This is a genomic window from Bacillus sp. EB106-02-03-XG38 (genome assembly GCF_058792175.1).
In genome coordinates this window covers 437,957-463,624 of sequence record NZ_JBYTED010000001.1, presented here as the reverse complement: position 1 = coordinate 463,624, position 25,668 = coordinate 437,957, and the positions used below count along the sequence as shown (strand labels likewise).

Here is a 25,668-nt window from a genome sequence, read left to right as displayed (position 1 = left end):
TAGTTATGCCAACTTTACTTTTTTGATAAGTAAATGTACGGAGAACCCTATTACATAAGCGAAAAAATATTTTTGAGCACTGTATGAAATCCATACATACTATCATATTCATTACTTTTTATATATGTAAACGCTCTTTTATTGGTGCAAACACACAAAAACCGCCAATTATTCGGCGGTTTTGTCGTACTTACTCAGTTTATATTGCAGCGTCTGACGAGGAATGCCTAACATTTTTGCAGCTTGTAGTATATTTCCTTCCGTTTCAATTAACGCTTGATCTATTAATTCTTTTTCCGTTTGATGAAGTGCTTCTCTAAGAGGCAATATATCCCTCTTCTTCGGAAGATTCTCTTTCCGAAATGTACGTGGTAAACAATTAGCTGTTAACGTATTCCCTTCCGCAATTATGACAGCATGTTCAATCGTATGTTTTAGTTCCCGAACATTTCCAGGCCATTGGTAAGCTTGTAATCTTTCTTCCGCTTCCTTATCCATTTGAAGTACACCTTTTTTATAACTTTTATTATATTCTTTCAAAAAATAAGATGCTAATAATAATACATCCTCAGTTCTTTCACGGAGCGGCGGAATGTATAATGAAAAGACATTTAATCGATAGTATAAATCAGTGCGAATTTTATTCTCTCTTAAGCATATTTCTGGCGGCTGATTCATTGCGGTAATAACGCGAACATCTACTTTTCTCGTCTTATTATCACCAATACGACGAATAACACCATCTTCTAATACACGTAGCATTTTCGCTTGTAAATCGAGTGGCATTGAATTCAGTTCATCTAAAAACAATGTCCCTCCATCTACAAGTTCAAATAATCCCGCTCGTTCAATTGCCCCAGTATAGCTACCTTTCGTCGTTCCAAACAATAAACTTTCTAACAGAGACTCTGGCAAAGCTGCACAGTTTTGTGCAATAAACGGTTTGTTCTTCCGTTTAGATGCTTCATGAATCGCTTGTACAAATAACTCTTTCCCTGTTCCTGTTTCCCCATATATTAAAACATTCGCATCAGTTGGGGCTACCTTTTGTGCTAATTCTTTCGTCTGTTTAAACCTTGCATCATTCGTCACGATCGTCTCAAATGCAACATGCTTTTTGGTCGATTTTTTTCTAGATGACCGCTTTATTTTCGACTGCAAATCAACGATTGTATCCGTAAGCTTTTGTACTGTGGAATAATCTTTTGCAATTTCAACAGCTCCAGCAATATTTCCATCTATAAAAATAGGTAACGTCGTATTTACTGTACAAATGTCTTCTCCATTTAAATTTTGATAATGCTGTACTTGATGAACAATTGGTTTTTTTGTATCTAATACTTTCATCAATGTACTTGTTTCCCTAGATAAAGAAGGGAACGCTTCTAACAAATGTTTCCCTAACACTTTTTCAATTTTTGATCCATCGTGTTTTGCAGCTACAGTATTATAGAAAATTGTAATTCCATTTTCATCTACTGCATGTATAGCCTCATCAATACTGCCCAAAATCGCTTCAATGACTTCTTGTGTCGAAACTGCTAGCAATGTCATCCCCCCTCTTGCCGAAAATTCAGCAAATATCATGCCGAATTTTCGGCATACCTATGTGCGATTATAAGCATGACGATTCCGTTCTATTTTCACCGTTCTATTTAGACAAATCTTTCACCCATATATTCATATCTTCCAACTTATCAAAAATGTAGCAATTGTTCGCCATTCGCCCTGAATACGTATAACCTAACTGATGAAAAGCCGCATTCATTCCGAAAGAAAGCGATCGAGCAATTGTATAAGAGCAGAAAATCGATCTTTCTTGTAGTTCTTCTTCTAATTTAATTAATAAGCTTTTCATAAACCCATGTTTACGATATTCGGGTAAAGTAGCACAATTCGTTAATTCTGCATTTCCTTCTTTTATATTCATTTCTGCAGATGCTGTACTAATTATTTTCCCCTCGAATTCATACACATAGTAAATTGTATCGTCCTCTTTCATCGTTTGTTTTACATAACTCGCTTCGTTTAAAGGAGTCGGATACACTTCAAATACTTTTCCAAATACAGTTGCTAATTCTTCTGCATCCTCTTCTGTCGCTTTTCTTAATAGAAATTTCTCTGGGACTATTTTTTCTTTTACTTCTTTTGCTTTTACACCACTTAAGATGGTATCCTCCTCAGTCCAATGTATACTATTTCGTCTTTCATCATTATTAAATTTCACGAAAAAGTATGCATCGTGACCTTGGAAATAATGTGGTATCGTTGCTTCCAATAAAAAACCGAAAGAGAGCCATGTTGAAACATGCTCTCCCTTTCCTTTAACAATACATTTAGTGAAAGAATGTTTCTCTGCTAATTCATCAATTGTTTGGATAATCCTCTCAATATTTCCTGTGTAGTGGTCTACTCGAATACGTTTATTAAAATAGTCCAAAACGCCTTCTACTATATAGCCGTTCGTCTGCTCTTTAAAAGATTCATAGTATTTCATTTTTTCACCTCACACCAATCTAATAATGTACATGCAATAATTTTTGCGGCAGCTATCATTTTATCAACTTCTATATATTCGTTTGGATAATGTGCGACTTTCGTTTCTCCTGGGCCAAATACTATCGTTGGTACACCTGCGATTTGTGTAAATAAACCTCCATCAGTCCCCCATGGAGATGCTTCAATAATCGGTTTGTTCCCTTCGATTTCAACAAAGTTATGACCGAGTGTTGTTATTAACTCATGATTTTCTTCTAGTTCTCCAGGAACCCATCTCGCACCAAACCATTCTACTTCTACAGGATTTTCAACAAACCAATCGTCCACATCATTTAATTCAGCAATCCAATTCTCAAACTCTTCTTTTGCCGCCTCTATAGTCTCATTCGGCGCAATACCACATCTTCCTTCTAAAATTAACGAATCAGGAACAGAACTTGGCCAGCTCCCGCCTTCAATTTTCCCAATATTAATTGGAATTGGAATCGGGATTCCTTTAAATAACGGATCTGTAATTCGGTCATTTCTCTTCTGTTCTAACTTTCTCAAATGGTCTACAACAAACATACTTTTTTCAATTGCACTTATCCCTTCATAACGTGTTCCACCGTGTGCTGCTTTTCCTTTCACATGTAGACGAAACCACATGGACCCTTGTTGTTTCGGGAAAAACTTCATATTTGTTGGTTCTGGAATAATAACACCATCTGCTTTATATCCTCGTAATATAGTCGCTAATGTTCCGGCCCCGCCGCTTTCTTCTTCTATTACACTTTGAAAATAAATATCTCCTTTTAATTCAATACGAGATTCAATTATCGCTTCCATCGCAAGCATAAGTGCGACATTGCCGCCTTTCATATCCGTTGTTCCACGGCCATATATACGATTTCCTATTTTCTCACCACTATAAGGATGATGGTCCCACTGATTTACATCTCCTTCTGGTACAACATCAATATGCCCATTTAATATCATTGATTTTCCGTCGCCGCTTCCTTTTAAAGTTGCTACAATGTTCGGGCTATCTGAAAAACTTGTACGCGGTGATACAAAATATGGATGGTCTTTCATTTTAGAAAATGACGGTTCCCAAATATCAAGATCTAAACCTAACTCACGTAATTTTTCAATTACAATTGCCTGCGCACCACTTTCATCACCAGATACGCTCTTTTCTTGAATTAATCGTTTTAAAAATTTTACGCTTTCCTCTTCATGACTCTCAATATAATCACAAACTTGTTTTTTTAATTGCTCCATATATTACATCTCCCCTCATTCAATTACTAGTAAGTTAGAGCCAATTTCAAACTCCGCTTCTGTATGTTTTTTTATATCTTCCACTGTGTATGGACTCATTAATTCTTGTAAAATAAGTCCTCTCGGCGTCACTTCCATAACTGCCATATCCGTAATTATTAAATCTACACATTTCTTTGAAGTTAATGGTAACGTACACTCCGAAACAATTTTTGCATTTCCGTATTTATCGACATGATTCATCACAACAACGACCCGCTTTGCTTTTTGTGCCAAATCCATCGCTCCCCCAATACCAGGAACGCGTTTTCCTGGAACGATCCAGTTTGCTAAATCACCATTCTCACTCACTTGTAATGAACCAAGAATCGTAATATCAAGCAAACCTTTTCGAATCATCCCAAACGCTGTGCAGCTATCAAAATAACTCGCTCCAGTAATAAGAGAAGTCGGCAAACCTGCTGCGTTACATAAGTTTTCATCTTCATTTCCTTTGCTTGGCGTAGGTCCCATACCTACAATTCCATTTTCCGCATGAAACATAACATTTATATCGTCAGGCAAATGATTTGGTACGAGCGATGGTATACCAATACCTAAATTTACGATCATACCATTTTGTATTTCTTTCGCCGCACGTCTAGCAATTTTATCTCTCACTTCTACGCCCATACCCATTTCCAATTCACTCCTTCCGACGGTACGATATAATTTACAAATACTCCTGGGACAACAATTTCTTCTGGATCTAGACTTCCAAGTGGAACAATTTCTTCTGCTTCTACAATCGTTATATCCCCGGCCATAGCAACGTGTGGATTCATGTTACGGGCGCTCTTATCAAACACAAGGTTACCGAATGGGTCCGCTTTTTTCGCATATACAATCGCAACCTCAGCAGTTAATGCTGTTTCAACTAAATATGTCTTACCATTCATTTCAACTGTACGTTTTCCTTCTTCTACAATCGTATCAACACCTACATCAACTAATACGCCACCAAGCCCTACACCACCAGCGCGAATACGCTCTGCTAATGTTCCTTGAGGAGAAAACTCAATTTGTAACCTTCCTTCGTTTAGCTGTCTTCCTGCATTTGGATTTGAACCGATATGAGAAGTAATTAATGATTTTACTCTTTCATTCGTAACGAGACGACCGATTCCTACATCAGGAAATCCCGTATCATTCCCTATTAAATTTAAATTTGTAATTCCTTTTTCTAAAATTGCCTGTATTAAAGATGGAGGAGATCCAATCCCCCCAAATCCCCCAAACATTAATGTCATATCATCATGGAACAAAGAAATTACTTCCTCTATTTCTTTAAATTTACCGAATGTATTCGTAATAGTTGTCATGCGATACTATGCCCTCCTTTTTGCATCATTTCTTCTACACTTTTCGCAAAAATTGACAGTAATTCATCTAACTCGGAATATGTAGTTGTCATTGGCGGTGCCACAAGCAGTGCACTATCTTCTTTTCCTGCTTGCCCTGAAACAGCTTGGTATAAAAGGAGACCATTTTTAGCTGCAACTGAAATAAGTTCCGACGCCTTTGTAAACGGTTGCAATTCTACTCCGATTAGCAACCCTTTCCCGCGCACATCAGCTATGATTGTCGATTGTTGTTGAACTTTCTGTAGTCCTTTTATTAAATATTCTCCCTTTTCTGCTGTTTTTTCAGGTAGATTATGTTTCTCCATATATTCAATAACAGCTAAAGCTGTTGCTGCAGATAATGGATTTGCACTTAACGTATGCCCACTCATTACAGATCGCGATCCTCGTAAAATCGGCTCCATAACACGGTCACTTACAATCGTCGCTGCCATCGGTGTATACCCAGCTCCTAAACCTTTACCGAGAGTCATAATATCTGGTTCTACACCCCAATGCTCCATCGCAAACCATGCGCCAGTACGACCAAGTCCAGTCATTACTTCATCGGCAATAAATAAAATATCGTAATGACTACAAATATCTTTAATGACTTTATAATATTCTTTCGGCGGAACAACTGCACCTCCAGCTGCTCCAATTATCGGTTCGGCGATAAAAGCTGCAATATGTTCTGCGCCAATTCTTTCAATTGATCTTTCTAGTTCAGTTGCACAAGCCAGCTGACAAGTTGGATATACTTTTTGCACTGGACATCTAAAACAATATGGAGCTGGAATAGTTGGATAATCTTCCAAAATTGACACGAAACGTTGTCTGCGCAGTGGATGCCCAGACATTGATAAGGCCCCCATCGTAATACCGTGATAACTCATCCATCGTGACAAAATTTTATGCCTCCCTTGAATACCTCGCTCTTGAAAATGTTGAATTGCAATTTTCATAGCTGTTTCATTTGCTTCCGTACCACTATTCACAAAAAAGCTCCAATTCAAATCTCCTACACTTAAATCGCTTAATTTCTTCGCTAATTTTTCAGCAGGTTCACTCGTAAACTGTGATCTATAAACGAATGCAATCTCCTCTGCCTGCTTTTTTATAACGTCCGCAATCTCCTTTACGCCATGCCCAATACCTGCCGTAATTGCCCCTGACGAGCCATCAAAATATTTATTTCCGTTTTGATCATACAAATACACACCTTTTCCATGTGAAATCATTGGATACGGCTGACCAACAAGTGGTTTAATTAAGTAATCGCGCATAGCGCTCCCCCATTTCTCCAATTTGTATATATATATGAAGAAAATTGACGTTTCTTTCATAAAAAAGAACCCTCTGCAAAAGCAGTGAATTTATCAAAAAACTATTATAAAATATACAAATGAGTGCTAAATATTATTTTAAAAACAGAAAATTCAGAACTTAAAACGAAGACCAATCCTTATCTATACGCTCAAATAACCCTCCCTTATATAAAATTAACGCTTCATTAAATATTTTTCTAACATAATGCCAGCTTCCCTCAAATGCCGACATTGTGTAAACTTCGACGAAACTCCCTTTAAACTCCTTCCTATTCTCCTACTTTGTATTGCATATTTTCAAACAAATCTCGACAATTAATCCCACTAAATCCATAGAAATTATTTTTATAGTAATCTATATTTCACATGCATTCTCCATTGTTCAAACAATAAAAAAAGAACCGATTAACCACATTAATCAGTTCGGCACGACGCTCTTTTATCGATTAATACACTGTCACTTACCAACGTAAATAGAAAAAATAATGTTACAAATTCAATATTCATCCTACAGCCTAAAGCACAAAATCGTCCATAACTCCATTCACAAATCCTTGCGGGATATCCCCATCCCAAGATATCATTCCTTTCCTCAATTTCAAACTACCTTTCCTTTACAATTTATGTAGGACAATTATCACTTTGTATGTGTATTCGCCTATAATTTAAAAAATCCCTAGTTTTCTAAGGATTTGAGACATTTTTTTGATATTTCACTTGTTTCACTCTTACGTTTTCATTTCGAAATACAAACTTCATCAGCTCATATGGAGTAAATATTGTTGTTTCCTCAAGAAATTTATAACTCTCGTTCATTTAAACTATACTTATCCGTAAAAATACTCATTTCCAACCTTTCTCCTTTAAAAACAAATTTTTTCGCATAACCTCGTTCTTGCTAAGCATATAGTTTTAATGATGACAAAGGAGGAATGTTCATGTCTCAATCTGAGATCGAAAAATATGGACAAGAAGCTGCACGTTACGAGCAGCTCGCTCGTTACTATCAATTTCATAATCCGAAAAAATATGTAGAACTATATATGAAATACTACGATGCGCTTACGAAACTTGTACAGGCGTATGAAAAAAGAGATTCACAAGAAGCTGCTTTACCGTCACACATCAGGTTTTTTCACTCTGCTTCCAATACACCTGCTGTTGACATTTTAGTAAATGGGCAAAAGGTTATTAAAAATATTTCATTCAAACAATTTAGCCCCTATTTAACATTAGTACAAGGTAAGTACCGCATAGATATTGTTCCAGTCGAAAGTGAAACCCCCATCTTTTCAGCTTTAGTACCGATAATGGGAAATCACTCTTATACTTTTGCTGCAATAAATAGTGATCATCATCTACAATTACAACCTATGCTCGATAATACTCATTTACCAGCTGGCCAGGCAAAAATACGCTTTGCTCATTTTTCTCCAGATACCCCTGTTGTAAATGTAAATTTAAAAGGCGGAGATCATTTATTTGAAAATGTACTCTTTAAACAAATAACAGATTTTTTAGAAGTTAGCCCTGGTACAGCAGATATTGAAGTTTCACTCGCAGATAATCCAAGTGTTTTGCTGACTATACCAAATTTCAAAGTAGAACCGAATATTATTTATACCATTTCACTTTTAGGTTATTCAACGAAAGACCCTAAATTAGAAGCCGTTATACTTACGAATTAAAACAGTCTACACCATTCATTTGGTGTAGACTGTTTATTTTTGAAATGCAATTTGAAATTCTGTCCAATCTTTATCTGAACGACACATGATGGACCCATTATGTTTTTCTACAATTTGTTTACATACAAATAACCCAATACCAGTTCCTAACTTTTTAGTAGTTACAAACGGTTCAAAAATCGTTTCTACATTTTCAGCTGGAATCATTGGTCCGTTATTTTTTATTACAATGCGAATGGATTGATCTTCTTCAAATACATCAATGATAATTTTTCGTTCTTCTTTCATTGATTCAAGAGCATCAATTGAGTTCATTAATATATTTAAAAATACTTGTCTCACTTCACTGCGATAACCAGTAAGAGGAATTGGATATGACAAATTCTTTTCAATCGAAACATTTGCATTGACCAAACTCGGATATAAGAACTGTATAATATCTTGAAACAAGTCATTAAGCCAAAATCGTTCTGATTCAGTCCACATTTCTTTTTTCGATACGAGTAAAAATTGTGAAATACGAAAATTTAATTGGTCTAATTCATGCGAAATAATATCTAAATACGATAAACTAGGATGATCTGCCTTTAATAATTTGACAAACCCCATAATGGACGTAAGTGGATTTCGAAATTCATGTACAAAACTAGCTGACATTTGCCCTAAAATCGTCAGCCTTTCTTTATGTGTTTCATTAATATACTGCTGTTTTTCCTCTAAATTTCTTGAAATAATTTCCGAGTATTTTAAAACAGTGTAATAAATTAATTTATCAAAACAAGTATGTATTTGGGCCATAATTGGTTTCAATTCGCGCGCGCTAACATCTAACTCACACATCGCTTCGAAAAGCTCATTTCTTCCCACATTTGCATTATAAACAAAATCACCTATATTCGCATCTGCTCCTGCACGTTCAATAGCTATTTTCTCGCATAATGGCTGAAGATAATTTATATCTTTTTCTTCCATAGTAAGTTCAATAATAAACTCTAATAAATCCTCTCCATTTTGAACTGCTTCTAGTCTAAATGGATCTTTATCGGAAATTATCATTTTGTTTTTCCAGTTCTCAACGAATTGGTGCCTGTTGTTTTTCAAGTGCGAACAAAATACTTCTTTTATATCCTTATCGATTGGAAAAACCTCCATTCCCTCCATTTCCATGCGACGAACACCCTTTATATTTTGAATATTAACACAAAAATCACGATTCGTTAATAGATTATTGTCACATTTTGTTAATATGTGTTGATAAAATTTTTTATCACTTTATTAATTGTTTAGATTGATACATACCATTTTCCTTCCTTTTATTCAAAGTTTTTTATATTCGATGCGACTTTTTTTGCATCCTGCTTCATTCTTTCGTACAATAGAAAATGAAAGGTGTGAAAAATATGGTAAATAAAAATGTGGAAGATTATCTCCAAGAAGGCATTTACGGCCAAAAGCAGAACAAACCAGAAGAACGTAATATGTATTTAACTACATTACGTGAGCGTGTAGAAATCGCTTTAACTATCGGTCAAGTAATGCAAAGTAATGTATATTCTGAAGTAGCTAGTAGCATGCGCTCTTCTCAATCATTACAAATATTCCTAAATGGTGGCATTGCTTACCCACATTTATCTAAATACATTAAATTAGCAAATGAAAAAAATGTTCCTTTTACAATTGTTCAAAATAAAGGTATAGAAACACCAATTGGTTTAGTATTATCTCATAGCACTGCTGTCGACAAAGAACAAATTTATGTAGAAGATGCTATTTTCAAACAAGAAATGAAGTAAAAGGTACACTTGATTAAATGAAATCATTCTGAAAAACGTAAAACAAACAATAAAAAACGAGTATGGAATCGTAAACATTTTCATACTCGTTTTTTATTTCGATATTTAAGTTTTCTATACTTTATTTTTTAATGCATACTAATTTCATTTCGGTCATTTCTTCTATTGCATATTTAATTCCTTCACGCCCCGTTCCACTTTCTTTCACACCACCATAAGGCATATGATCTACTCTGAACGTTGGAATATCGTTTACCATGACACCGCCAACTTCTAGCTCATCAATTGCACGCATAGCTTTAAACAAATTATTTGTAAATATGCCTGCTTGTAGACCGTAACGTGAATGATTTACTTGCTCTATCGCCTCATCAAATTCTTTAAATGTATTTACTGTCATAAGTGGGCCAAATACTTCTTGACACTGTACAGATACATACTCTGGAACATTTGTTAATACAGTTGGTTCAAAGATTCTTGCATCCTGTTTCTTACCACCGTATAAAACAGTTGCACCTTCCTTAATAGCTTCTTGCACCCACATTTCAATTCTCTCTACATCTTTTTTCGAAATTAAAGCTGATACATCCGTTTCTTCAAGCAGTGGATCACCAACAACAACTGTTCCCATCGCTTTCTTTAGCTTTGTAAGAAATTCATCCATTCTTTTTTCCTGTACAAAAACACGTTGTACCGAAATACAAACTTGTCCATTATTAACAAATGCTCCCCATTTTACACGTTCAATTAATTCATCTGTTAATTCTACATCTTCATCAATAATAACTGCAGCATTTGACCCTAGTTCTAACGTAACTCGCTTTAACCCAGCCTTTGCCTTAATTCCAATTCCAACTCTCGGACTTCCAGTAAAAGTAATGGAAGCAACATCATCATTTGTAACTATCGCCTCTCCTACAGTTGAACCAGGACCAGAAATAATATTTAAAGCTCCTTTTGGCAATCCTGCCTCTTCAAATAGTTCAACTAAAGCGTAAGACGATAACGGTGTTTGATCAGCTGGTTTTAACACAACTGTATTTCCGGCAGCAATTGCAGGGCCGACTTTATGTGCCACTAAATTTAATGGGAAATTAAATGGTGTAATTGCCCCTATAACCCCGATTGGTTTTCGTATAGTGTATGCAATACGCCCATCTGCACCAGGTGCTGCATCAAGTGGCAGTGTCTCGCCGTATATACGCTTTGCTTCTTCCGCTGCAAACTTGTATGTCTGAACGGTACGATCTACCTCTCCTCTCGCAGCACGTATTGGTTTTGCAGCCTCTTTTGCAATAATCTGTGCAAATTCTTCTCTTCTTTCATCCATTTTTTGTGCAACCTTCTCTAAAATAGTCGCACGATCATATGCAGATAATCTATTCATTTCTTTCATTGCAATTTTTGCAGCAGTTACAGCCTCTTGTACATCTTCTTCCGTTCCTTGTGCAATTTCCGCTAATGTTTCTTCAGAATATGGTGCGTACAATGGTTTATACGTGTTTACAGACTTCCAATCTCCATTTATATATAAATGCTTTTTCATAATTCTTCCCCTTCCAAATATATGTATACAACAATACTTCACCTAGTGAAAGGTCTGACTTATGTCATTGTATCATAGCCCTTATTCTGCCAAAAACATTATGCTCAAAAAAACTCTGCCATATAGCAGAGTCTACGAACTAATTTGTTCTTGTAATGAAATTTGCTTTTCATCTTCTAATACAACAATGGATTCTACATTTTTTGTAACTTCTAGTCTCTTTATATAGTGTCCATCTAATTCTTTCACGCAAAACTTATAATTTTCAATTTCAATGAAATCCTCTTCAGCAATTTCTATATTCTTCGTTAAAATCCATCCACCTATTGTATCAACTCCATTATCATCGATCGTTAATCCTAACAACGTATTCACTTCACTTACGAGCACTTTTCCCTCTAATATCGTTTTCGTTTCACTAACTTGTTGAATTTCTGGCTGTTCATCTGTATCAAACTCATCTTGAATATCTCCAACTATTTCTTCTAAAATGTCTTCAACAGTAACAAGTCCAGACGTACCACCATATTCATCTATCAATATAGCAATATGCGTTCTTTCTTTTTGCATTTTTAAAAACAAGTCGTGTATTGGGATAGAGTCGATAACTAAAATAATCGGCCTCATATATTGCTCTACTTTCTTATTACTTACCGCCTTATGCTGCACAAAATCTGTGAAAATATCTTTAAAGTTTACAAAACCTATTACGTGATCTTTGTCGCCATCAACAACTGGGTATCTCGTATATTTTTCCCGAGACATTTTTTGCAAAGCTTCTTCAGCAGGCATTTCTTTACTAATAATATGCATCTCAGTTCGGGGTACCATTATTTCTTTTGCTATACGATCATCAAATTCAAAGATTTTATTTACATATTTATATTCAGATTGATTAATCTCTCCATTTTTGTAACTTTCTGAAACTAACAACCGTAATTCTTCTTCTGAATGAACCTCATCGTGCCCTTTCGGTGGTTTCAGCCCTAGCAACTTCGTAATCATTCGGGCTGATCCATTTAATAGCCAAATAAACGGAAACGCCATACGATAAAAGAAAATTAACGGTTTAGCAACAAATAAACTTACTTGTTCAGCTTTTTGAATCGCAAATGTCTTTGGGGCCAATTCCCCTATTACAACATGTAAAAATGTAATAAACAAAAACACTAAAATTACAGCAAAAATGTCTGCTAGTTGGGAAGAAATGTTCAAATTTACAAAAATCGTGTCAAACATTTGCTTTAACGCAGGTTTACCAAACCACCCAATTCCCAGAGCTGTAACTGTTATACCTAGCTGACAAGCAGATAAATATTCGTCTAAGTTTGTAATGACTGTTTTGACAGATGCTGCGCGATTATTTCCTTCTGCAATTAAATAGTCAATTCGTGAACTTCGCACTTTAACAATTGCAAATTCTGCTGCAACGAAAAATGCCGTTAAGGCAATTAAAACAATCACTATACTTATACTATATATGTCCAAATACTTTTCCTTACTTACATTGTAAGCAAGGAAGCCACCTCCTACTTAATTTTATTCAAGTGAAGTAAGCATTCTAATACTCTAACAAAATTCTACATTAGCAACCACCTTTTTATATATTATATGCATACATAAAAAAGATATTTATCATTATGATAATCTAATTCTTTTCCTTCAGTCAAATAATTCTAAATCTTAAGGCGAAACGTTTTTATATACACGATATATTCTTCGTAGCTTCATTTCGTGAAAAAGCACTTTCTTTGCCGATTCCACACTTCTTTTGTCACACTAGAAGGGAACTTTCTTCATAGATCGAAATCATTCAACAGGATATATATAGGAGGGATTATTTTGGAATATAAAACACCATTTATCGCAAAAAAATTAGGTGTTAGCCCGAAGGCTGTTGTCCGGATTGCACAACAATTAAATCTTACGATAGAAAAAAATAAATATGGTCATTTTATTTTTACACAAGATGATTTAGATCAAATGTTAGAATACCATCTTTCACAAATAGAACAGTGCCAAAACTCTAACCCTACTCAAGAAACAGCATCAAACGATGTTGAAGAATTAAAAACTCAAGTAAATACAATTGTTCAAAACATATCCTCTCATGATTTTGAGCAATTAGCAGCTCAATTAAACACAATTACGAGAAGGCTAGATCGAATGGAAGAACAAATGCAAGATAAGGCGAATGATGTTGTTACGTACCAACTTTTACAACATCGTCGTGAAATGGAGGAAATGTTAGAGCGAATTCAAAAGCTAGAAGCTACCCTCAAGAAAGAAGAACCAATATATATTACTCCCGATACAAAACCAACATATGAACGTGAAAAGAAACCGAAGCGCCGTAAAATGATTTTTAGTATTTTTGGATTATGATTTTTAGACCCTTATTACAATAATAAGGGTCTTTTTTTCATGAAGAAAGATTTCATTTTAAAATAGGATTCTCTTTATTATACATATTCATTTTGATTTATTTGGTTAACATAATATTCTTACTGTATTCTGCGATTAATGCTTGTGCATGAGCATTTCCTTGAATTACATCTCGAAATTCTTTTAAAGAATACAAATGTGTAGCCCCTTTTCGGGCATGAATTCGTACTGGTACACCTTGTAAAGTATCATGAAACTGAAATGGCTTATCTATCGGTTCAATTGGAAAACCGAGTGTTAATAAATACATGTACATTCTTTTTGTAACTGCTGCAATATACCATTCTGCTTTCGTTTCTAATGCATGCATAAATAAAATGGCTGTTAGTCTTTTGAAATGTCCTCTCCCACGAGACGTTTTCGCAATACTTAACTTACCTATTTCATATACATTTTTCAAATCTTTCACTAGATCATTTTTAGAAAACGGATAGAAAAACTCAGAATTCGATTGCTCTGGTACCGTATACTTAATACATTCTACTGTACCGATATGATGTTCATCTTCTATTAATAAAAATCGTGATGGATTTAAATTACGTTCTACGAACATTAAGTTTCTTTCTTCACAAAAATCTCCCCATAGTTGCTCGAACCAAAAATGTTCTTCCTTTGTTTGAACACGCTGGAACATATTTCCCCACCTTTCCCATCGCCGCTCTGTTTTTGATAACGCTTTCACTATCTATCATATAAGAACAAATCTTCGTATGCAACTAAAAATATTTATGACTTATTATATTCTGCAAAATGAATTAAATTCCATCTTAATCTTCTTTTATTACTCATGTAGCGTTCTGCTAACAACTTATTTATATTACTATCAAATTCATATCGTAAAGAGCTGTCTTCCATACTGCATATAATTCTTCTTAACCTAAAAAAATCCTTTATAAAAAAGGATTTCTTTTACTTTTTCATGCTTTTTAACCACTTCTCAAAAATTTGTACCATTCCATGTTTTCCAGCTAATTTCTCTTCCCCTTGTTTCGTTTTGTATGGATATAATTGCAAGAACACACCACATCCAGACTCAATTTTTTTACTATGCATATGACTTCCTGGATATACACAAATGACTTCATAAATAGCCCTTCGATGATAGACTCGCTTTCCCTCTTGTTCTTCTACATATTTTATAGACCAGTACTTATACATTTGCTCAGTCGCTTTCGTATTTCCAACGTGCTGAAAAATATTGTACATTGGGCTATACTTCACTTCAATAATAATAGAAGATTGATATACATATTTCTCTTCTTCCTTTACATAACAGTCTAATCGAATATCTGGCTTCTTCGTGTCCTCTCCATTATAAAAATTACTCCCTTTACTTAATGCAATAAGAGGATGTGTTTCAATTAAATCATTAAATGCGACATGTACTCTCATATCATCTCGGTGTAAAACTACTGTCGTTCCATCTTGCAATCCATCTACATAAAAATGCTCTTGTATTTGTTCACGAATGGAATTTCTAGCCTCAAAACCAATATGTTCTAACATAGAAATAACGATAAAAAAAGCGTAATATTCATACACTAAAAATGTTGGTTTATAAACAAACAATAAAGATGGAGATTGATCTGTGTATTGTGGAAGTAAATCTAAATGCTGTAGTAGTTGTTTATGTGGTATTGGTAAATTATATGAGTTCATCTTACCCGTTTCAGAAACTTCTCTCCAAAATGGAGAATGCATTAAAGTTTGAAAATATTGTACACTTTCATGTACAAAATGCGCTAATATTTTATATTCTTGTATCTTCATGGAACTTTTTCGTAAATCCGCCTCTTTTAGTAAATGTATATTTTTATATTTTTGTTTCTCTCTATCGGTCACTGATCCATTACGCTCAATTGTTTGTATAATCGTTTTTACAGCTTGAAATTCTTCTGATTTCTTCTTCTTTGCTCTTTCTAATATTTCAATTGTTTGACGCAAAAAACTTTCCGCTTCAAGTAAATAAAGATAAAATTGCATCGCTTTAAATTTAAGAAATGCATTTTCCTTACTATTTTTTTGTTCTATAAACTTACGATTATAATATTTTGCATACGGTTTTCTTTCCGCGACTACGGCTCCTTTTCTCGTTGCTTTCCGCTCTTTTTCTTCCCATTTATATTCATGTATAAACTTTGAACTTGATTCTATTTTCTTAAAAATTTGCTTTATCTTTTTCATTTTTTGTGGCAACTTTCTAAGTAACACTAAATAAGAAGAATCTTCAATATCACTTAGCACAGAGAAAGTCTTTTTATAATAACCTCTATCTAAAATCAACTCATTTAAAATTGACTTCACATAATCTTGAATCATTTCAAATTGATCATTAAAAAAATTTTTTGGAACGATTTGAAAAGCACCATAATACGTTCGATCTTCTATGTTTACCTCAAAATGATATAAACCACAACGCCATGGATAAAAGAATTCTGTTTTTCCATGTTCATATATTAATATCTTTTGTTTTTTGTCATTTATTTCATATTTTGTCTCTTTTATATTCTTCTGTCCCTCATATACTTTATTCCATACAAAAGTAATATTCATTGGATTTTCATAATGGTATTGCAATCTGATTGGTTTTAATTCTTGGACTTTATAAATACATTGAACTAATGCTGTAGTAGATGTACAAAGACGATTTAATAAAATATACTCCCCTTTTGCCTCTGTTCCAATGATTAACTTTAATACAAAAGGGAGCGTTTCTTTCGTATCAACGATTTCTGTTTCATATCGCCCTTCATTTTGCATAACCATACAACTCCAGTTCTCTACGCTTTTCTCTTATATATGCTATAGAGTGTTCAAATGTAGATACTCTGTTTGCAAGTGAAGATTGCAAAAGAGGTACTAATGTCGCTCCCCTTTTTACTTCTTCAGAAAGTAACGATCCAACCATCATTTCAGTCCCTCTTATTTTCGTCAATATACGTTGCTTAATTTGTAAATCAAATCCCTCTTCTCTACTGATCATATAAGAATGGTTATTTTGATACGGTATATTTTGCAAATAAGAAGCGATTGCGTTTGCACACCGAAATGAAATTCCCTTTGACGCATCGTGTGATGACAATACAGCATGTAACTTATCTAACAGTTCTAACTCTTCTCCAGAAAACACTTCAATCATCGTTTTATTCCTGATCCAATTTATACGAAATTCTCCTGCAGTTACTTTCAGAGGAGGTTGTAATACAACTTTCTCTTGTTCCATACACATCTCACAAAACGGAATCTTTTGTAACGTTATTAAATTTGTCCGATCTAATAATCGATCTGAGAGCTCTTTCGTTGTTTCATCAAAATTTATAGTACCTACAAATATAATATTTTCTCCAATTTCAATTGATGGTGGAATTGGATTTTCTTTTTCTTGTACACCTTCATATAAATTTAAAATACGATTTTGCTTTTCAAGTTGAAGCACAGATAGAAATGGAGTAAACCAATGCTCAATATGTGACATATTCATTTCATCAAAAACGATTATATACAGCTGATTTTGATTTTCTTTTGCCTTCATTAACGCCCTAACTAATTTTGTTTCACTTTCAATAAAAGTACCATTAGGGTGAAGATAACCAAGTAAATCATGCGGTTCTTGATACGAAGGTGAAATCGGGATCCAAACCAATTCTTCCCCGTATTGTAATCCAAGTGCTTCTGCATAAGCTTGCACAAAACGTGATTTCCCAGCGCCCGGTATACCACCAAGAATCGTCAACATATTGGTTTTTGCACTTATATGAAAATTATAAATGTCCGTTTCATCTAAATATAGCCCTTTATTACGTACAAAACTCTTTACATATTGCAAAAAGACGGCTTCACGCTCATCCCATTCCCATTCATCCTTTTGTACTTTTAGTTCCTCTATTTCTACATGCTTACCTTCTTCATTCATTCGTTTTTTTAATTGCTCATACACTTGATTGCTTACAAAATATAATTGATCTTCTACTGCTATTTCTACATACTTCACCCAGTCATTAACGTCTATATACTTACATTCCCGCTGTTGTTCAAAATATGCGATTGAACTAATTGTTGATGACTTTAAAGATATATTTCCATACAGCCTTCCATCGTGCCATAATAATTCGGGAGGCTCAAAGTCTTTCGGATATTTAGGCATTAGAAATGACAAATAACCGTTATTAAGTTTTCTTTCTAAAGACTCCCCTTTTTTATAATTGGAAACTTTAGGTACTGGAATCATTTTATAACCATTTGCGATTTCTCGCGGTTCTTCTGTACAAATTAATTCCGCGTATATATGCCCTCTTTCATAATAGAGTCGAAACATAACCAATTGTTTTTCTAATTTTCTTTTCTTTAATTCTGAAAAGATCTTTTCATTTTTTTTATTACTACATAACCCTTCAAATACATATGGTTCATCTTTTAATTGCTCTTGTAACGGGAATGGCATTGGCGATAGGCATTGTACAAAGAAATTCTCTCCATTCTTCTCTTTCTCTGCTTTTATAAACTTTCCGATAAACCTCATATAGTACATTCGTTTTATAAAACTTGGCTGAAGAGCTTTATGTAATTTCACCTTCGTCACCTTCTTTTTTCATACTATTCTTAGTGTATGAAAGAAAAGAAAAACTAGAAACAAAAAACCTGACGTTATCCGCCAGGTTCAAAATGAAAACGTATATTAATGAGATGGAAATGCATTTTTCTCTTGTAAAATGGCATTATGAGCAATTTTCATTTTAGCAAGTACATATCGTAAACGATCTTCAGCGTTTTCATCTTTATGTTGCTGTAATTCCGCTAAATTTTCTACAGCACTCGCTAAATTTTCAATCACTCCGCGTAGTTCAGGATGATGATTAAAAAAAGATTCTTGCACTAATACTTTCCTTACTTCACTCGCTAAATCAACAATTCTGGTCAACTGTTCTTTTTCTTCCATTTTCATCCCTCCTGAATATCTTATGTATTAAATATTCTCTAGGCAAAGAAAAAAGCCCTTTATTTAAAAGGACTTTTACATTTTTATATTTCCAGTCAATAACATATAGATTGATGTGATAGCTGCAATAACAATTGCCCACATTACATATCTCTCAATACCTCTAAAACAACGATTTCCTTTTTCTTTTCTTGCATACATGTAAACAATAATCCCGATTCCATATACGATTGAAACGAGTAATAAATTTTTCAAACCTGCTGCATATAGAAGCCATACAGAATAAATAGAAGCAATTAACGCTAACGATCCGTTTTTTACTTTTGCATCTTTTAGTTCGTTTGTAATAACTAATTTGAATTGGAATAACGCTGATAATAAATATGGTACTAAAATTGATGTTGACGCTATGAAATACATAATTTGATATGTTGATTCTGAAAACAGGACAATTATAAATATAACTTGGGCAACGCCATTTGAGATCCATAATGCCATATGCGGCGTTTGTTTTTTATTTGTTTTCGTAAAAACTTTCGGAAACACGCCATCTTTTCCTGCTACGTGAGAAATTTCAGAAACAAGTAAAAACCAGCCTATTAATGTACCTACAAGTGAAGCAACTAACCCGATGTTAATCGCCACTGCACCCCACGTTCCAACAACATGTTCTAATACATGTCCCATTGACGGTGTTTCTAAAACTGCTAGTTCTCCTCTTGTCATTGCTCCCATTGACAAGACAGAAATTAAAATATAAATAGACATTACTAAAATAAGTCCTAATACTGTCGCTTTACCGACGTCTCGGCTATTTTTTGCTCTTCCAGATAATACTACCGCTCCTTCAACCCCGATGAATACCCAAAGAGTTACAAGCATTGTATTTTTCACTTGACCAAGTATAGAGGAAACTGAAATAGTTCCTTCTCCCCAAAAATCATGTGTAAATGTATCCCAGCGAAACGCTGTCACCATTACAACAATAAATAATACGATTGGAACCAATTTCCCTATCGTTGCAATAACGTTCATAATAGAAGCTTCACGAATTCCAAATAAAATTAGAAAATGTAGTGTCCATAGTAAAATTGATGCACCTACGATAGATGCAACACTATTTCCGCCCTTAAAAATTGGGAAGAAATAACCTAACGTACTAAACAGTAACATAATTGTTGCAACGTTTCCTAAAATTCCTGCTAACCAGTATCCCCATGCACTGTTAAATCCAATATATTCACCAAAACCAGCACGTGCATAACTATAAATTCCGCCCTCAAGCTCTGGTTTTTTTCTTGCTAACGTTTGATATACGAGCGCGAGTGGAATCATTCCCATCGCTGTAATACACCAGCCAATTATTATAGAGCCACTATTTGCTCCTACTGCTAAATCATGCGGTAAACTAAATACACCGCCACCAACCATTGTTCCGACTACTAATGCAATTAATGGAAAAAACCCTAACTTCTTTTCTATTTGTACCACCCCATCTGTCATTCTAGGTGTTATGTTCGTTCAACTATTAAAGTCACCTTTTTCTCTAATAGACGTTTCTCTTATATTTTTTCAGGAAAACATTACTTATTCTAAAAGAAAATGAAGAAAAATGGAATACTTTTTTGAAAAAATGTATAAGTATGCACAAAAAAACCGTTCATTTTGTAATGAACGGTCATTTCATACATATAAATTTGTATATTTCTTGTAAATTTAACGAAGTAAATTCTCTTTTTGTAAAAATTGTTTCGCTACTTCTTCACTACCTTTTCCATTCACATTTACTTCATAATTCATTTTTCGCATTTCTTCATCTGTAATCTTTCCAGATAATTTATTTAATACTTTTTCAAGTTCAGGATATTTTTCTAATGTCTCTTTTCTTAATAACGGTGCACCTTGGTATGGTGGGAATAATCCTTTATCATCTTTTAGCACTTTAAGTCCGTATTGCTCAAGTTCACTATCTGTTGAATATGCATCGATTACGTTAACATCTCCTGATTGAATTGCACTATAACGTAGTTTCGGTTCCATCGTTTTCACATTTGAAAACTTATAGTTATATAATTTTTGCATTCCTTTATAACCGTCTTCACGATCCGCAAATTCTAATGTGAATCCTACTTTAGCATCTTGTGCCATTTTTCCTAATTCAGAAATTGTATTTATATTATTTTGATCTGCTATTTTTTTCGGCATAGCTAGTGCATATGTATTGTTATACTCCATCGGCTTCAACATCACCATATTATACTTCTTTTCCATTCCAACGCGAGCCTGCTCATATACTTCATCCCGATTTGTGCTTTTTGGCTCTTCTTTCACGAAAGTAGATAAAGCTGTTCCTGAAAATTCTGGGTAAATATCTACTTCCCCTGATTTCAATGCTTCAAATACAAATGCTGTTTTTCCAAGGCCTGGTTTTAATTCTACGTGTAAATCGGTATTTTGTTCAATAAGCTGCTTGTACATTTGAATTAAAATTTCAGGTTCTGACCCAAGTTTGCCAGCAATAACAAGATCTTTCTTTTGTGTGTTCCAAAGAAAAGGAGCAGCAATCATGATACAAATCATACATATCGTCAATATAACACGCTTAGAAGAGCGTTTCGGACTCTCAAGCACTCTAAGTACTACATCAAAGAATAAAGCGAGTAACGCGGCTGGTACGGCCCCTAAAATGATAAGTGCATGATCATTCCGATCAATACCAAGCAATATGAGTTTTCCAAGCCCACCAGCACCTATAAGAGCTGCTAATGTAGCCGTTCCAACAATTAATACCATCGCCGTACGAATACCTGCCATAATAATTGGTAATGCAAGAGGAAGTTCTACCTTCCACAGTCTCCTCCAGCTATTCATCCCCATAGCTCTTGCTGCTTCGATTAAAGATTCATCTAACTCCCTTATTCCCGTATATGTATTGCGTAAAATAGGTAATAGTGCATACACAACTAACGCAATTATGGCTGGAAGTTTTCCAATTCCTACTAACGGAATTAAAAGGCCGAGTAATGCAAGTGATGGCACTGTTTGCATAACTGCAGAAGTTCCTATAATAAATTCAGCCATTCGTTCTTTTCTCGTTAAAAAAATGCCAAGCGGTACCGCAATTATTACTGCAAAAAATAATGAAATAAGCGATATTTGTAAATGCTCACTTAATGCAGTTAGTAATTCTATTTTTCGTTCTTGGAACGTTTGTATAAAATCAGTCACTGTTTAGCCTCTTTCCTTCATTTGTTCAACAATATAATTGACAATATGACGGCTTGTTAAAGCTCCAACATATTGACCATTTGCTTCAACTGGAACAACTTCATCAGCTCGCACACGAACTAAAGCTTCTTGTAAAGAAGAATGTAATGATAGTGCATCCCCTTCTACCCGTATACTCTCATCAAGTGGCAATACATCTTCTATACTTTTCCCCTCATACCAAGGTCGTCCACGATTTCCAATGAACTCTTCTACAAATTCATTTTTCGGATTATGTATAATTCCTTCTGGTGTATCTAATTGAACTACTTTTCCTTCTTTCATAATACAAATACGATCTCCAAGTGATAATGCTTCTTGCATATCATGTGTTACGAATACAATTGTTTTTTGGATCTTCTTTTGCAATTGTACGATATCCTTCTGAAGTTGCTCTCTACTTAAAGGATCTAATGCACTAAATGGTTCATCCATAAGAACGATTTTCGGATTTGCGGCTAATGCCCTTACGACACCAACGCGCTGCTTTTGCCCTCCTGATAATTCATCAGGCATACGATCGCGATATACGTCTGGATCTAGCCCGACCATCTGTAGCAACTCATCGACACGAGCTTTTATTTTTTCTTTGCTCCACTTTCTCATTTCAGGAACAACGGCAATATTTTCAGCAATTGTCATATGCGGAAACAAAGCAATTTGCTGCAACACGTATCCTATATCCCAGCGTAATTCATTAATATTATATTGTTGAATATCTTTTCCATCGATTAAAATCGAGCCTTCTGTCGTTTCAATTAAACGATTAATCATCTTCATTGTCGTTGTTTTCCCGCAACCACTCGGACCAATAAGGACAAAAAATTCTCCCTTTTTAATTTCTAAATGCAATGAATCCACTGCTTTTGTGCCATCTTCATATGCTTTTGACACTTGATTAAACTGAATCACAAATACAACTCCTTTATCATTGTTTCCTTTATTTTGATGGAATATGGAATTCATTTCAAATGATACGCATTATTCTACAAAAAAAGAGCTCACATTTGAGCTCTAACGGTCTAACAATATTGTTTTCATAATAGCGGCATATTCACGTACATACATTTTTCTCTTAGAGCGCATTGGCGTTTCAGCAGCTAGTGCCTCCATCTTTATTCCTAAACGCTTTGCAATTATTTTCGTTCTATACAAATGATACGTATTACTTACAACTACCGCATGTTTCACATCATATAAATCCATACTAAACTTTAAATTCTCATACGTATTTGTAGATTGATCTTCTATTAATACACGACTCTCATCTATACCACGCGCCATTAAATAATTTCTCATACTATGAGCTTCCGGTATATCTTCATCTTCTCCTTGACCACCTGAAACAATTACTTTCACTGTAGGATGGGAAACTAAATATTCCAATGCTACATCCAAACGGTTTTGAAGAGATAAAGACAGTTTATCCCCAAATAATTTCGCGCCTAATATAAGAACGTACGGAGAGTGATAGCTCAATTTTTCACGAGCCACTTTCTTCATTCGAAAGGTCATATAAAGAACGTATAGTGGTGGTAATAAGATGATAAGCAAAATCCATTTGTTCATAAATACATTTACACTCCCTTTCTTTTTATTATATAGAAAAAGATAGGAAGGCAGAAGTACTTTTTATCCAGCTATTTGCGGGCAGCCCGATTGGTGAGGGCTGATTAGAGTTTCACTTTATACGATTGATTTATTAGAAACATTCGTCCCTACTTTACGTTGTGAAAGCACATAATATATAGCGATTCCTAATGATACGATTAATATGCAGCTTAATACGTAAAAAGGGAGCATTACCCCAGTTTTAGATACTCCAGCTGTAAACAGCATTAATAATACAATTCGTATTCCTGTACCAGTTAATCGAAATAAGCTGTCTACACGTCCCATTACTTCGTTTGGAATTTCCTCCATCATTAATACATTTCTCGCCACTCTTGTACCCGCATTTCCAATTGCATGAAAAATTGCAAGTCCATATAACAACATTACGGAAGGTTCAATAATCATTGCGGTAATTGAAATTACATATAGGAACATCGTCATGACGATTGAAATTTCTATTTTGATATATTTCATCATAATTGGAATACTTATTCCCGCAAGAACCGCTCCCACACCATACATCATACCTTCTATTGCGTATACAGAAGCACTAGCTTTTAATATATCTGAAATATATACCGGGATTAAATAATTTGCCATCATAACACCGATAAACGGCATATACGTCGCAAGTAAAAACCAAAAGAGCTTTGGACGCTTTTGCATAAAGTGAATCCCTTCGAACAATTGCTTCTTAAATGTTACTTTCTTTTTCACTTCCTTTTTCTTTACGTACGGTATACATAAGAAAAGGACGAATGCTCCTATAAAAGTTAACAGATCTACTAACAAAATCCATTTTAAAGAAATAATTTCAATAAGGAAGCTAGCAGCCGCTCCTGAAATAACTTGCGTTAACTGTCCTTGTATTTCCATTGTTCCACTTAAACTTTTATAGTGTTCTGCTTGAAATATCTCTTGGTTGAAAGCAAATATGGTAGGATAAAATAATAAATAGTAAAATGACCCTGCAATATATATGAGAATATAGTGAATAGAATGATAAGGTTGCCCAGTAAATCCCCATATTGCCATCATTCCTATAACGACTATCCCAATACCTTCATTACATAATAGTAAAGATTTTCTTGAAAAACGATCAATACTTTGCCCGATAAAAGGTGTTAACAAAAACATAATAAGGGTTGAGATGATAGATACATAACCAAACGTTGTCTCTCCCCCACTCTCTTTAATTAACAACCACGGAATCGTTATCATCACAATACCGGAACCAATAGCTGATAGACTATTGGCCCCTAGAATGAAATACAAGCGTGAATCTTTATACAGAGATGGCATATCACTCCACTCCTAGTTGTTTTTTCACCTCTTTATATACACCCATATATGCTTTTAATTCTTTAACTAAATCATGAATTAATGGTTTTGCATCTTCTCCCAGTTCACCGTCTTGTACATGAAGTCCATCCAGCACAACTTGTTTTGGGATTGCATTTGCGTATACTCCTCTAGCAACAATACGCATACTGTTTAATGCATTAATTCCACCTTTACCGCCTCCTGCAACTGCAAGTAAAGCGACAGGTTTATGAACAAATTCACTACTACTCAAGTAATCTAACGAATTTTTCAACGCTCCACTCATTGCATTATGATATTCAGGTGTACATAGTACTACACCGTCTGCAGTTTTCACTAACGCCTTTAATTTTTTTACCGCTTCTAATTCACGTTGTGATTCTTCCCCATTATATAAAGGCAGTTCCTCTGCTGCTAAATCGTATAACTCCCCTTCAAATTGATCAGCAATATATTTTGCCACTACACGAGTTCTACCGAATTTTCTTGGTGTACCATTAATAACGACTAGTTTCATAATTATTTCTCCCCTTTGTTTTCCAGTTATACTTATATATTATCAGAAATTTCTATACAAAACACAA

Annotated in this window: 22 protein-coding genes; 3 read left to right on the top strand and 19 right to left on the bottom strand. The window is 34.5% G+C overall.

The features are described from left to right. Positions 1–168 precede the first annotated feature (168 nt). The 6 genes from rocR to AC3WTI_RS02265 all read right to left on the bottom strand — a co-directional run bounded on the left by rocR (position 169) and on the right by AC3WTI_RS02265 (position 6,430). Positions 169–1,554 (bottom strand): arginine utilization transcriptional regulator RocR, encoded by a 1,386-nt coding sequence (gene rocR / locus AC3WTI_RS02290; RefSeq protein WP_097841456.1) that lies wholly within the window; start codon positions 1,552–1,554, stop codon positions 169–171. A 97-nt stretch (positions 1,555–1,651) separates the two neighbouring features. After that, entirely contained in the window at positions 1,652–2,497 is an 846-nt protein-coding gene (ablB, locus tag AC3WTI_RS02285; RefSeq protein WP_087956364.1) for a putative beta-lysine N-acetyltransferase, read from the bottom strand. Next, entirely contained in the window at positions 2,494–3,762 is a 1,269-nt protein-coding gene (locus AC3WTI_RS02280) for a peptidase (protein ID WP_087956363.1), read from the bottom strand. The genes ablB and AC3WTI_RS02280 overlap by 4 nt, the downstream gene beginning before the upstream one ends. Before the next feature lie 15 nt (positions 3,763–3,777). Beyond that, a complete protein-coding gene (locus tag AC3WTI_RS02275; protein ID WP_087956362.1) occupies positions 3,778–4,440 on the bottom strand; it encodes a CoA transferase subunit B in 663 nt (220 codons plus the stop codon). After that, complete coding sequence (atoD, locus tag AC3WTI_RS02270) at positions 4,425–5,123, bottom strand: acetate CoA-transferase subunit alpha (protein WP_087956361.1); 699 nt, start codon at positions 5,121–5,123, stop codon at positions 4,425–4,427. The genes AC3WTI_RS02275 and atoD overlap by 16 nt, the downstream gene beginning before the upstream one ends. Next, positions 5,120–6,430 (bottom strand): aspartate aminotransferase family protein, encoded by a 1,311-nt coding sequence (locus tag AC3WTI_RS02265; RefSeq protein WP_253621552.1) that lies wholly within the window; start codon positions 6,428–6,430, stop codon positions 5,120–5,122. The genes atoD and AC3WTI_RS02265 overlap by 4 nt, the downstream gene beginning before the upstream one ends. 980 nt (positions 6,431–7,410) lie before the next feature. Between AC3WTI_RS02265 and AC3WTI_RS02260 the strand changes: the two genes are divergently transcribed. Further along, positions 7,411–8,160: a DUF4397 domain-containing protein gene (locus tag AC3WTI_RS02260; RefSeq protein ID WP_087956359.1), complete on the top strand. Its 750-nt coding sequence runs from the start codon at positions 7,411–7,413 to the stop codon at positions 8,158–8,160. A gap of 33 nt (positions 8,161–8,193) precedes the next feature. Here AC3WTI_RS02260 and AC3WTI_RS02255 read toward each other — a convergent pair whose 3' ends face one another. Beyond that, positions 8,194–9,327 carry a BA2291 family sporulation histidine kinase gene (locus AC3WTI_RS02255; RefSeq protein ID WP_087956358.1) on the bottom strand — a complete coding sequence of 378 codons (1,134 nt, stop codon included), beginning with the start codon at positions 9,325–9,327 and terminating at the stop codon, positions 8,194–8,196. Between the two features lie 233 nt (positions 9,328–9,560). On the opposite strand from AC3WTI_RS02255, the gene AC3WTI_RS02250 reads away from it, so the two are divergent. Next, entirely contained in the window at positions 9,561–9,953 is a 393-nt protein-coding gene (locus tag AC3WTI_RS02250) for a YueI family protein (protein WP_000247570.1), read from the top strand. A gap of 121 nt (positions 9,954–10,074) precedes the next feature. On the opposite strand, the gene AC3WTI_RS02245 is transcribed toward AC3WTI_RS02250, so the two are convergent. Both AC3WTI_RS02245 and AC3WTI_RS02240 read right to left on the bottom strand, forming a co-directional pair. Continuing rightward, positions 10,075–11,499, bottom strand: coding sequence for an aldehyde dehydrogenase family protein (locus AC3WTI_RS02245; RefSeq protein WP_087956357.1), 1,425 nt, complete (start codon positions 11,497–11,499; stop codon positions 10,075–10,077). A gap of 132 nt (positions 11,500–11,631) precedes the next feature. Beyond that, the gene (locus AC3WTI_RS02240; RefSeq protein ID WP_087956356.1) at positions 11,632–12,987 is read right to left on the bottom strand and encodes a hemolysin family protein; all 1,356 of its coding nucleotides are present in this window, start codon (positions 12,985–12,987) and stop codon (positions 11,632–11,634) included. 354 nt (positions 12,988–13,341) lie between these two features. Here AC3WTI_RS02240 and racA point away from each other — a divergent pair, with 354 nt between their 5' ends. Then, positions 13,342–13,884: a chromosome-anchoring protein RacA gene (gene racA, locus AC3WTI_RS02235; RefSeq protein ID WP_087956355.1), complete on the top strand. Its 543-nt coding sequence runs from the start codon at positions 13,342–13,344 to the stop codon at positions 13,882–13,884. Positions 13,885–13,981: 97 nt separating this feature from the next. On the opposite strand, the gene AC3WTI_RS02230 is transcribed toward racA, so the two are convergent. The 10 genes from AC3WTI_RS02230 to AC3WTI_RS02185 all read right to left on the bottom strand — a co-directional run bounded on the left by AC3WTI_RS02230 (position 13,982) and on the right by AC3WTI_RS02185 (position 25,601). Next, positions 13,982–14,578, bottom strand: coding sequence for a hypothetical protein (locus AC3WTI_RS02230; protein ID WP_087956354.1), 597 nt, complete (start codon positions 14,576–14,578; stop codon positions 13,982–13,984). 275 nt (positions 14,579–14,853) lie between these two features. Further along, positions 14,854–16,704, bottom strand: coding sequence for a hypothetical protein (locus AC3WTI_RS02225; RefSeq protein WP_097841455.1), 1,851 nt, complete (start codon positions 16,702–16,704; stop codon positions 14,854–14,856). Next, complete coding sequence (locus AC3WTI_RS02220) at positions 16,694–18,514, bottom strand: DUF8727 domain-containing protein (protein ID WP_142286515.1); 1,821 nt, start codon at positions 18,512–18,514, stop codon at positions 16,694–16,696. The genes AC3WTI_RS02225 and AC3WTI_RS02220 overlap by 11 nt, the downstream gene beginning before the upstream one ends. 105 nt (positions 18,515–18,619) lie before the next feature. Next, positions 18,620–18,880: a hypothetical protein gene (locus AC3WTI_RS02215; protein WP_048528867.1), complete on the bottom strand. Its 261-nt coding sequence runs from the start codon at positions 18,878–18,880 to the stop codon at positions 18,620–18,622. Positions 18,881–18,955: 75 nt separating this feature from the next. Then, positions 18,956–20,383, bottom strand: coding sequence for an arginine-ornithine antiporter (gene arcD / locus AC3WTI_RS02210; protein WP_097841454.1), 1,428 nt, complete (start codon positions 20,381–20,383; stop codon positions 18,956–18,958). 213 nt (positions 20,384–20,596) lie between these two features. Continuing rightward, complete coding sequence (locus AC3WTI_RS02205) at positions 20,597–22,108, bottom strand: ABC transporter permease/substrate-binding protein (RefSeq protein ID WP_087956350.1); 1,512 nt, start codon at positions 22,106–22,108, stop codon at positions 20,597–20,599. Positions 22,109–22,111: 3 nt separating this feature from the next. Next, positions 22,112–23,059 (bottom strand): ABC transporter ATP-binding protein, encoded by a 948-nt coding sequence (locus AC3WTI_RS02200; RefSeq protein WP_087956349.1) that lies wholly within the window; start codon positions 23,057–23,059, stop codon positions 22,112–22,114. Between the two features lie 102 nt (positions 23,060–23,161). Beyond that, positions 23,162–23,716: a YdcF family protein gene (locus AC3WTI_RS02195; protein ID WP_097841453.1), complete on the bottom strand. Its 555-nt coding sequence runs from the start codon at positions 23,714–23,716 to the stop codon at positions 23,162–23,164. 117 nt (positions 23,717–23,833) lie between these two features. Further along, a complete protein-coding gene (locus AC3WTI_RS02190) occupies positions 23,834–25,063 on the bottom strand; it encodes an MFS transporter (protein WP_253621551.1) in 1,230 nt (409 codons plus the stop codon). A gap of 1 nt (position 25,064) precedes the next feature. Next, on the bottom strand, positions 25,065–25,601 hold the full coding sequence (locus tag AC3WTI_RS02185) for an NADPH-dependent FMN reductase (RefSeq protein ID WP_087956346.1): 537 nt from the start codon (positions 25,599–25,601) through the stop codon (positions 25,065–25,067). Between the last annotated feature and the right edge of the window lie 67 nt (positions 25,602–25,668).

Excerpts from the sequence above, each read along its gene's own strand:
- AC3WTI_RS02245 (WP_087956357.1), bottom strand. The coding sequence starts at position 11,499 with ATGAAAAAGCATTTATATATAAATGGAGATTGGAAGTCTGTAAACACG.
- AC3WTI_RS02250 (WP_000247570.1), top strand. The coding sequence starts at position 9,561 with ATGGTAAATAAAAATGTGGAAGATTATCTCCAAGAAGGCATTTACGGC.
- AC3WTI_RS02265 (WP_253621552.1), bottom strand. The coding sequence starts at position 6,430 with ATGCGCGATTACTTAATTAAACCACTTGTTGGTCAGCCGTATCCAATG.
- atoD (WP_087956361.1), bottom strand. The coding sequence starts at position 5,123 with ATGACAACTATTACGAATACATTCGGTAAATTTAAAGAAATAGAGGAA.
- AC3WTI_RS02275 (WP_087956362.1), bottom strand. The coding sequence starts at position 4,440 with ATGGGTATGGGCGTAGAAGTGAGAGATAAAATTGCTAGACGTGCGGCG.
- AC3WTI_RS02190 (WP_253621551.1), bottom strand. The coding sequence starts at position 25,063 with ATGCCATCTCTGTATAAAGATTCACGCTTGTATTTCATTCTAGGGGCC.
- arcD (WP_097841454.1), bottom strand. The coding sequence starts at position 20,383 with ATGACAGATGGGGTGGTACAAATAGAAAAGAAGTTAGGGTTTTTTCCA.
- rocR (WP_097841456.1), bottom strand. The coding sequence starts at position 1,554 with ATGACATTGCTAGCAGTTTCGACACAAGAAGTCATTGAAGCGATTTTG.
- AC3WTI_RS02280 (WP_087956363.1), bottom strand. The coding sequence starts at position 3,762 with ATGGAGCAATTAAAAAAACAAGTTTGTGATTATATTGAGAGTCATGAA.
- AC3WTI_RS02255 (WP_087956358.1), bottom strand. The coding sequence starts at position 9,327 with ATGGAAATGGAGGGAATGGAGGTTTTTCCAATCGATAAGGATATAAAA.
- AC3WTI_RS02215 (WP_048528867.1), bottom strand. The coding sequence starts at position 18,880 with ATGGAAGAAAAAGAACAGTTGACCAGAATTGTTGATTTAGCGAGTGAA.
- AC3WTI_RS02195 (WP_097841453.1), bottom strand. The coding sequence starts at position 23,716 with ATGAACAAATGGATTTTGCTTATCATCTTATTACCACCACTATACGTT.
- AC3WTI_RS02185 (WP_087956346.1), bottom strand. The coding sequence starts at position 25,601 with ATGAAACTAGTCGTTATTAATGGTACACCAAGAAAATTCGGTAGAACT.
- AC3WTI_RS02225 (WP_097841455.1), bottom strand. The coding sequence starts at position 16,704 with ATGCAAAATGAAGGGCGATATGAAACAGAAATCGTTGATACGAAAGAA.
- AC3WTI_RS02260 (WP_087956359.1), top strand. The coding sequence starts at position 7,411 with ATGTCTCAATCTGAGATCGAAAAATATGGACAAGAAGCTGCACGTTAC.
- ablB (WP_087956364.1), bottom strand. The coding sequence starts at position 2,497 with ATGAAATACTATGAATCTTTTAAAGAGCAGACGAACGGCTATATAGTA.
- AC3WTI_RS02230 (WP_087956354.1), bottom strand. The coding sequence starts at position 14,578 with ATGTTCCAGCGTGTTCAAACAAAGGAAGAACATTTTTGGTTCGAGCAA.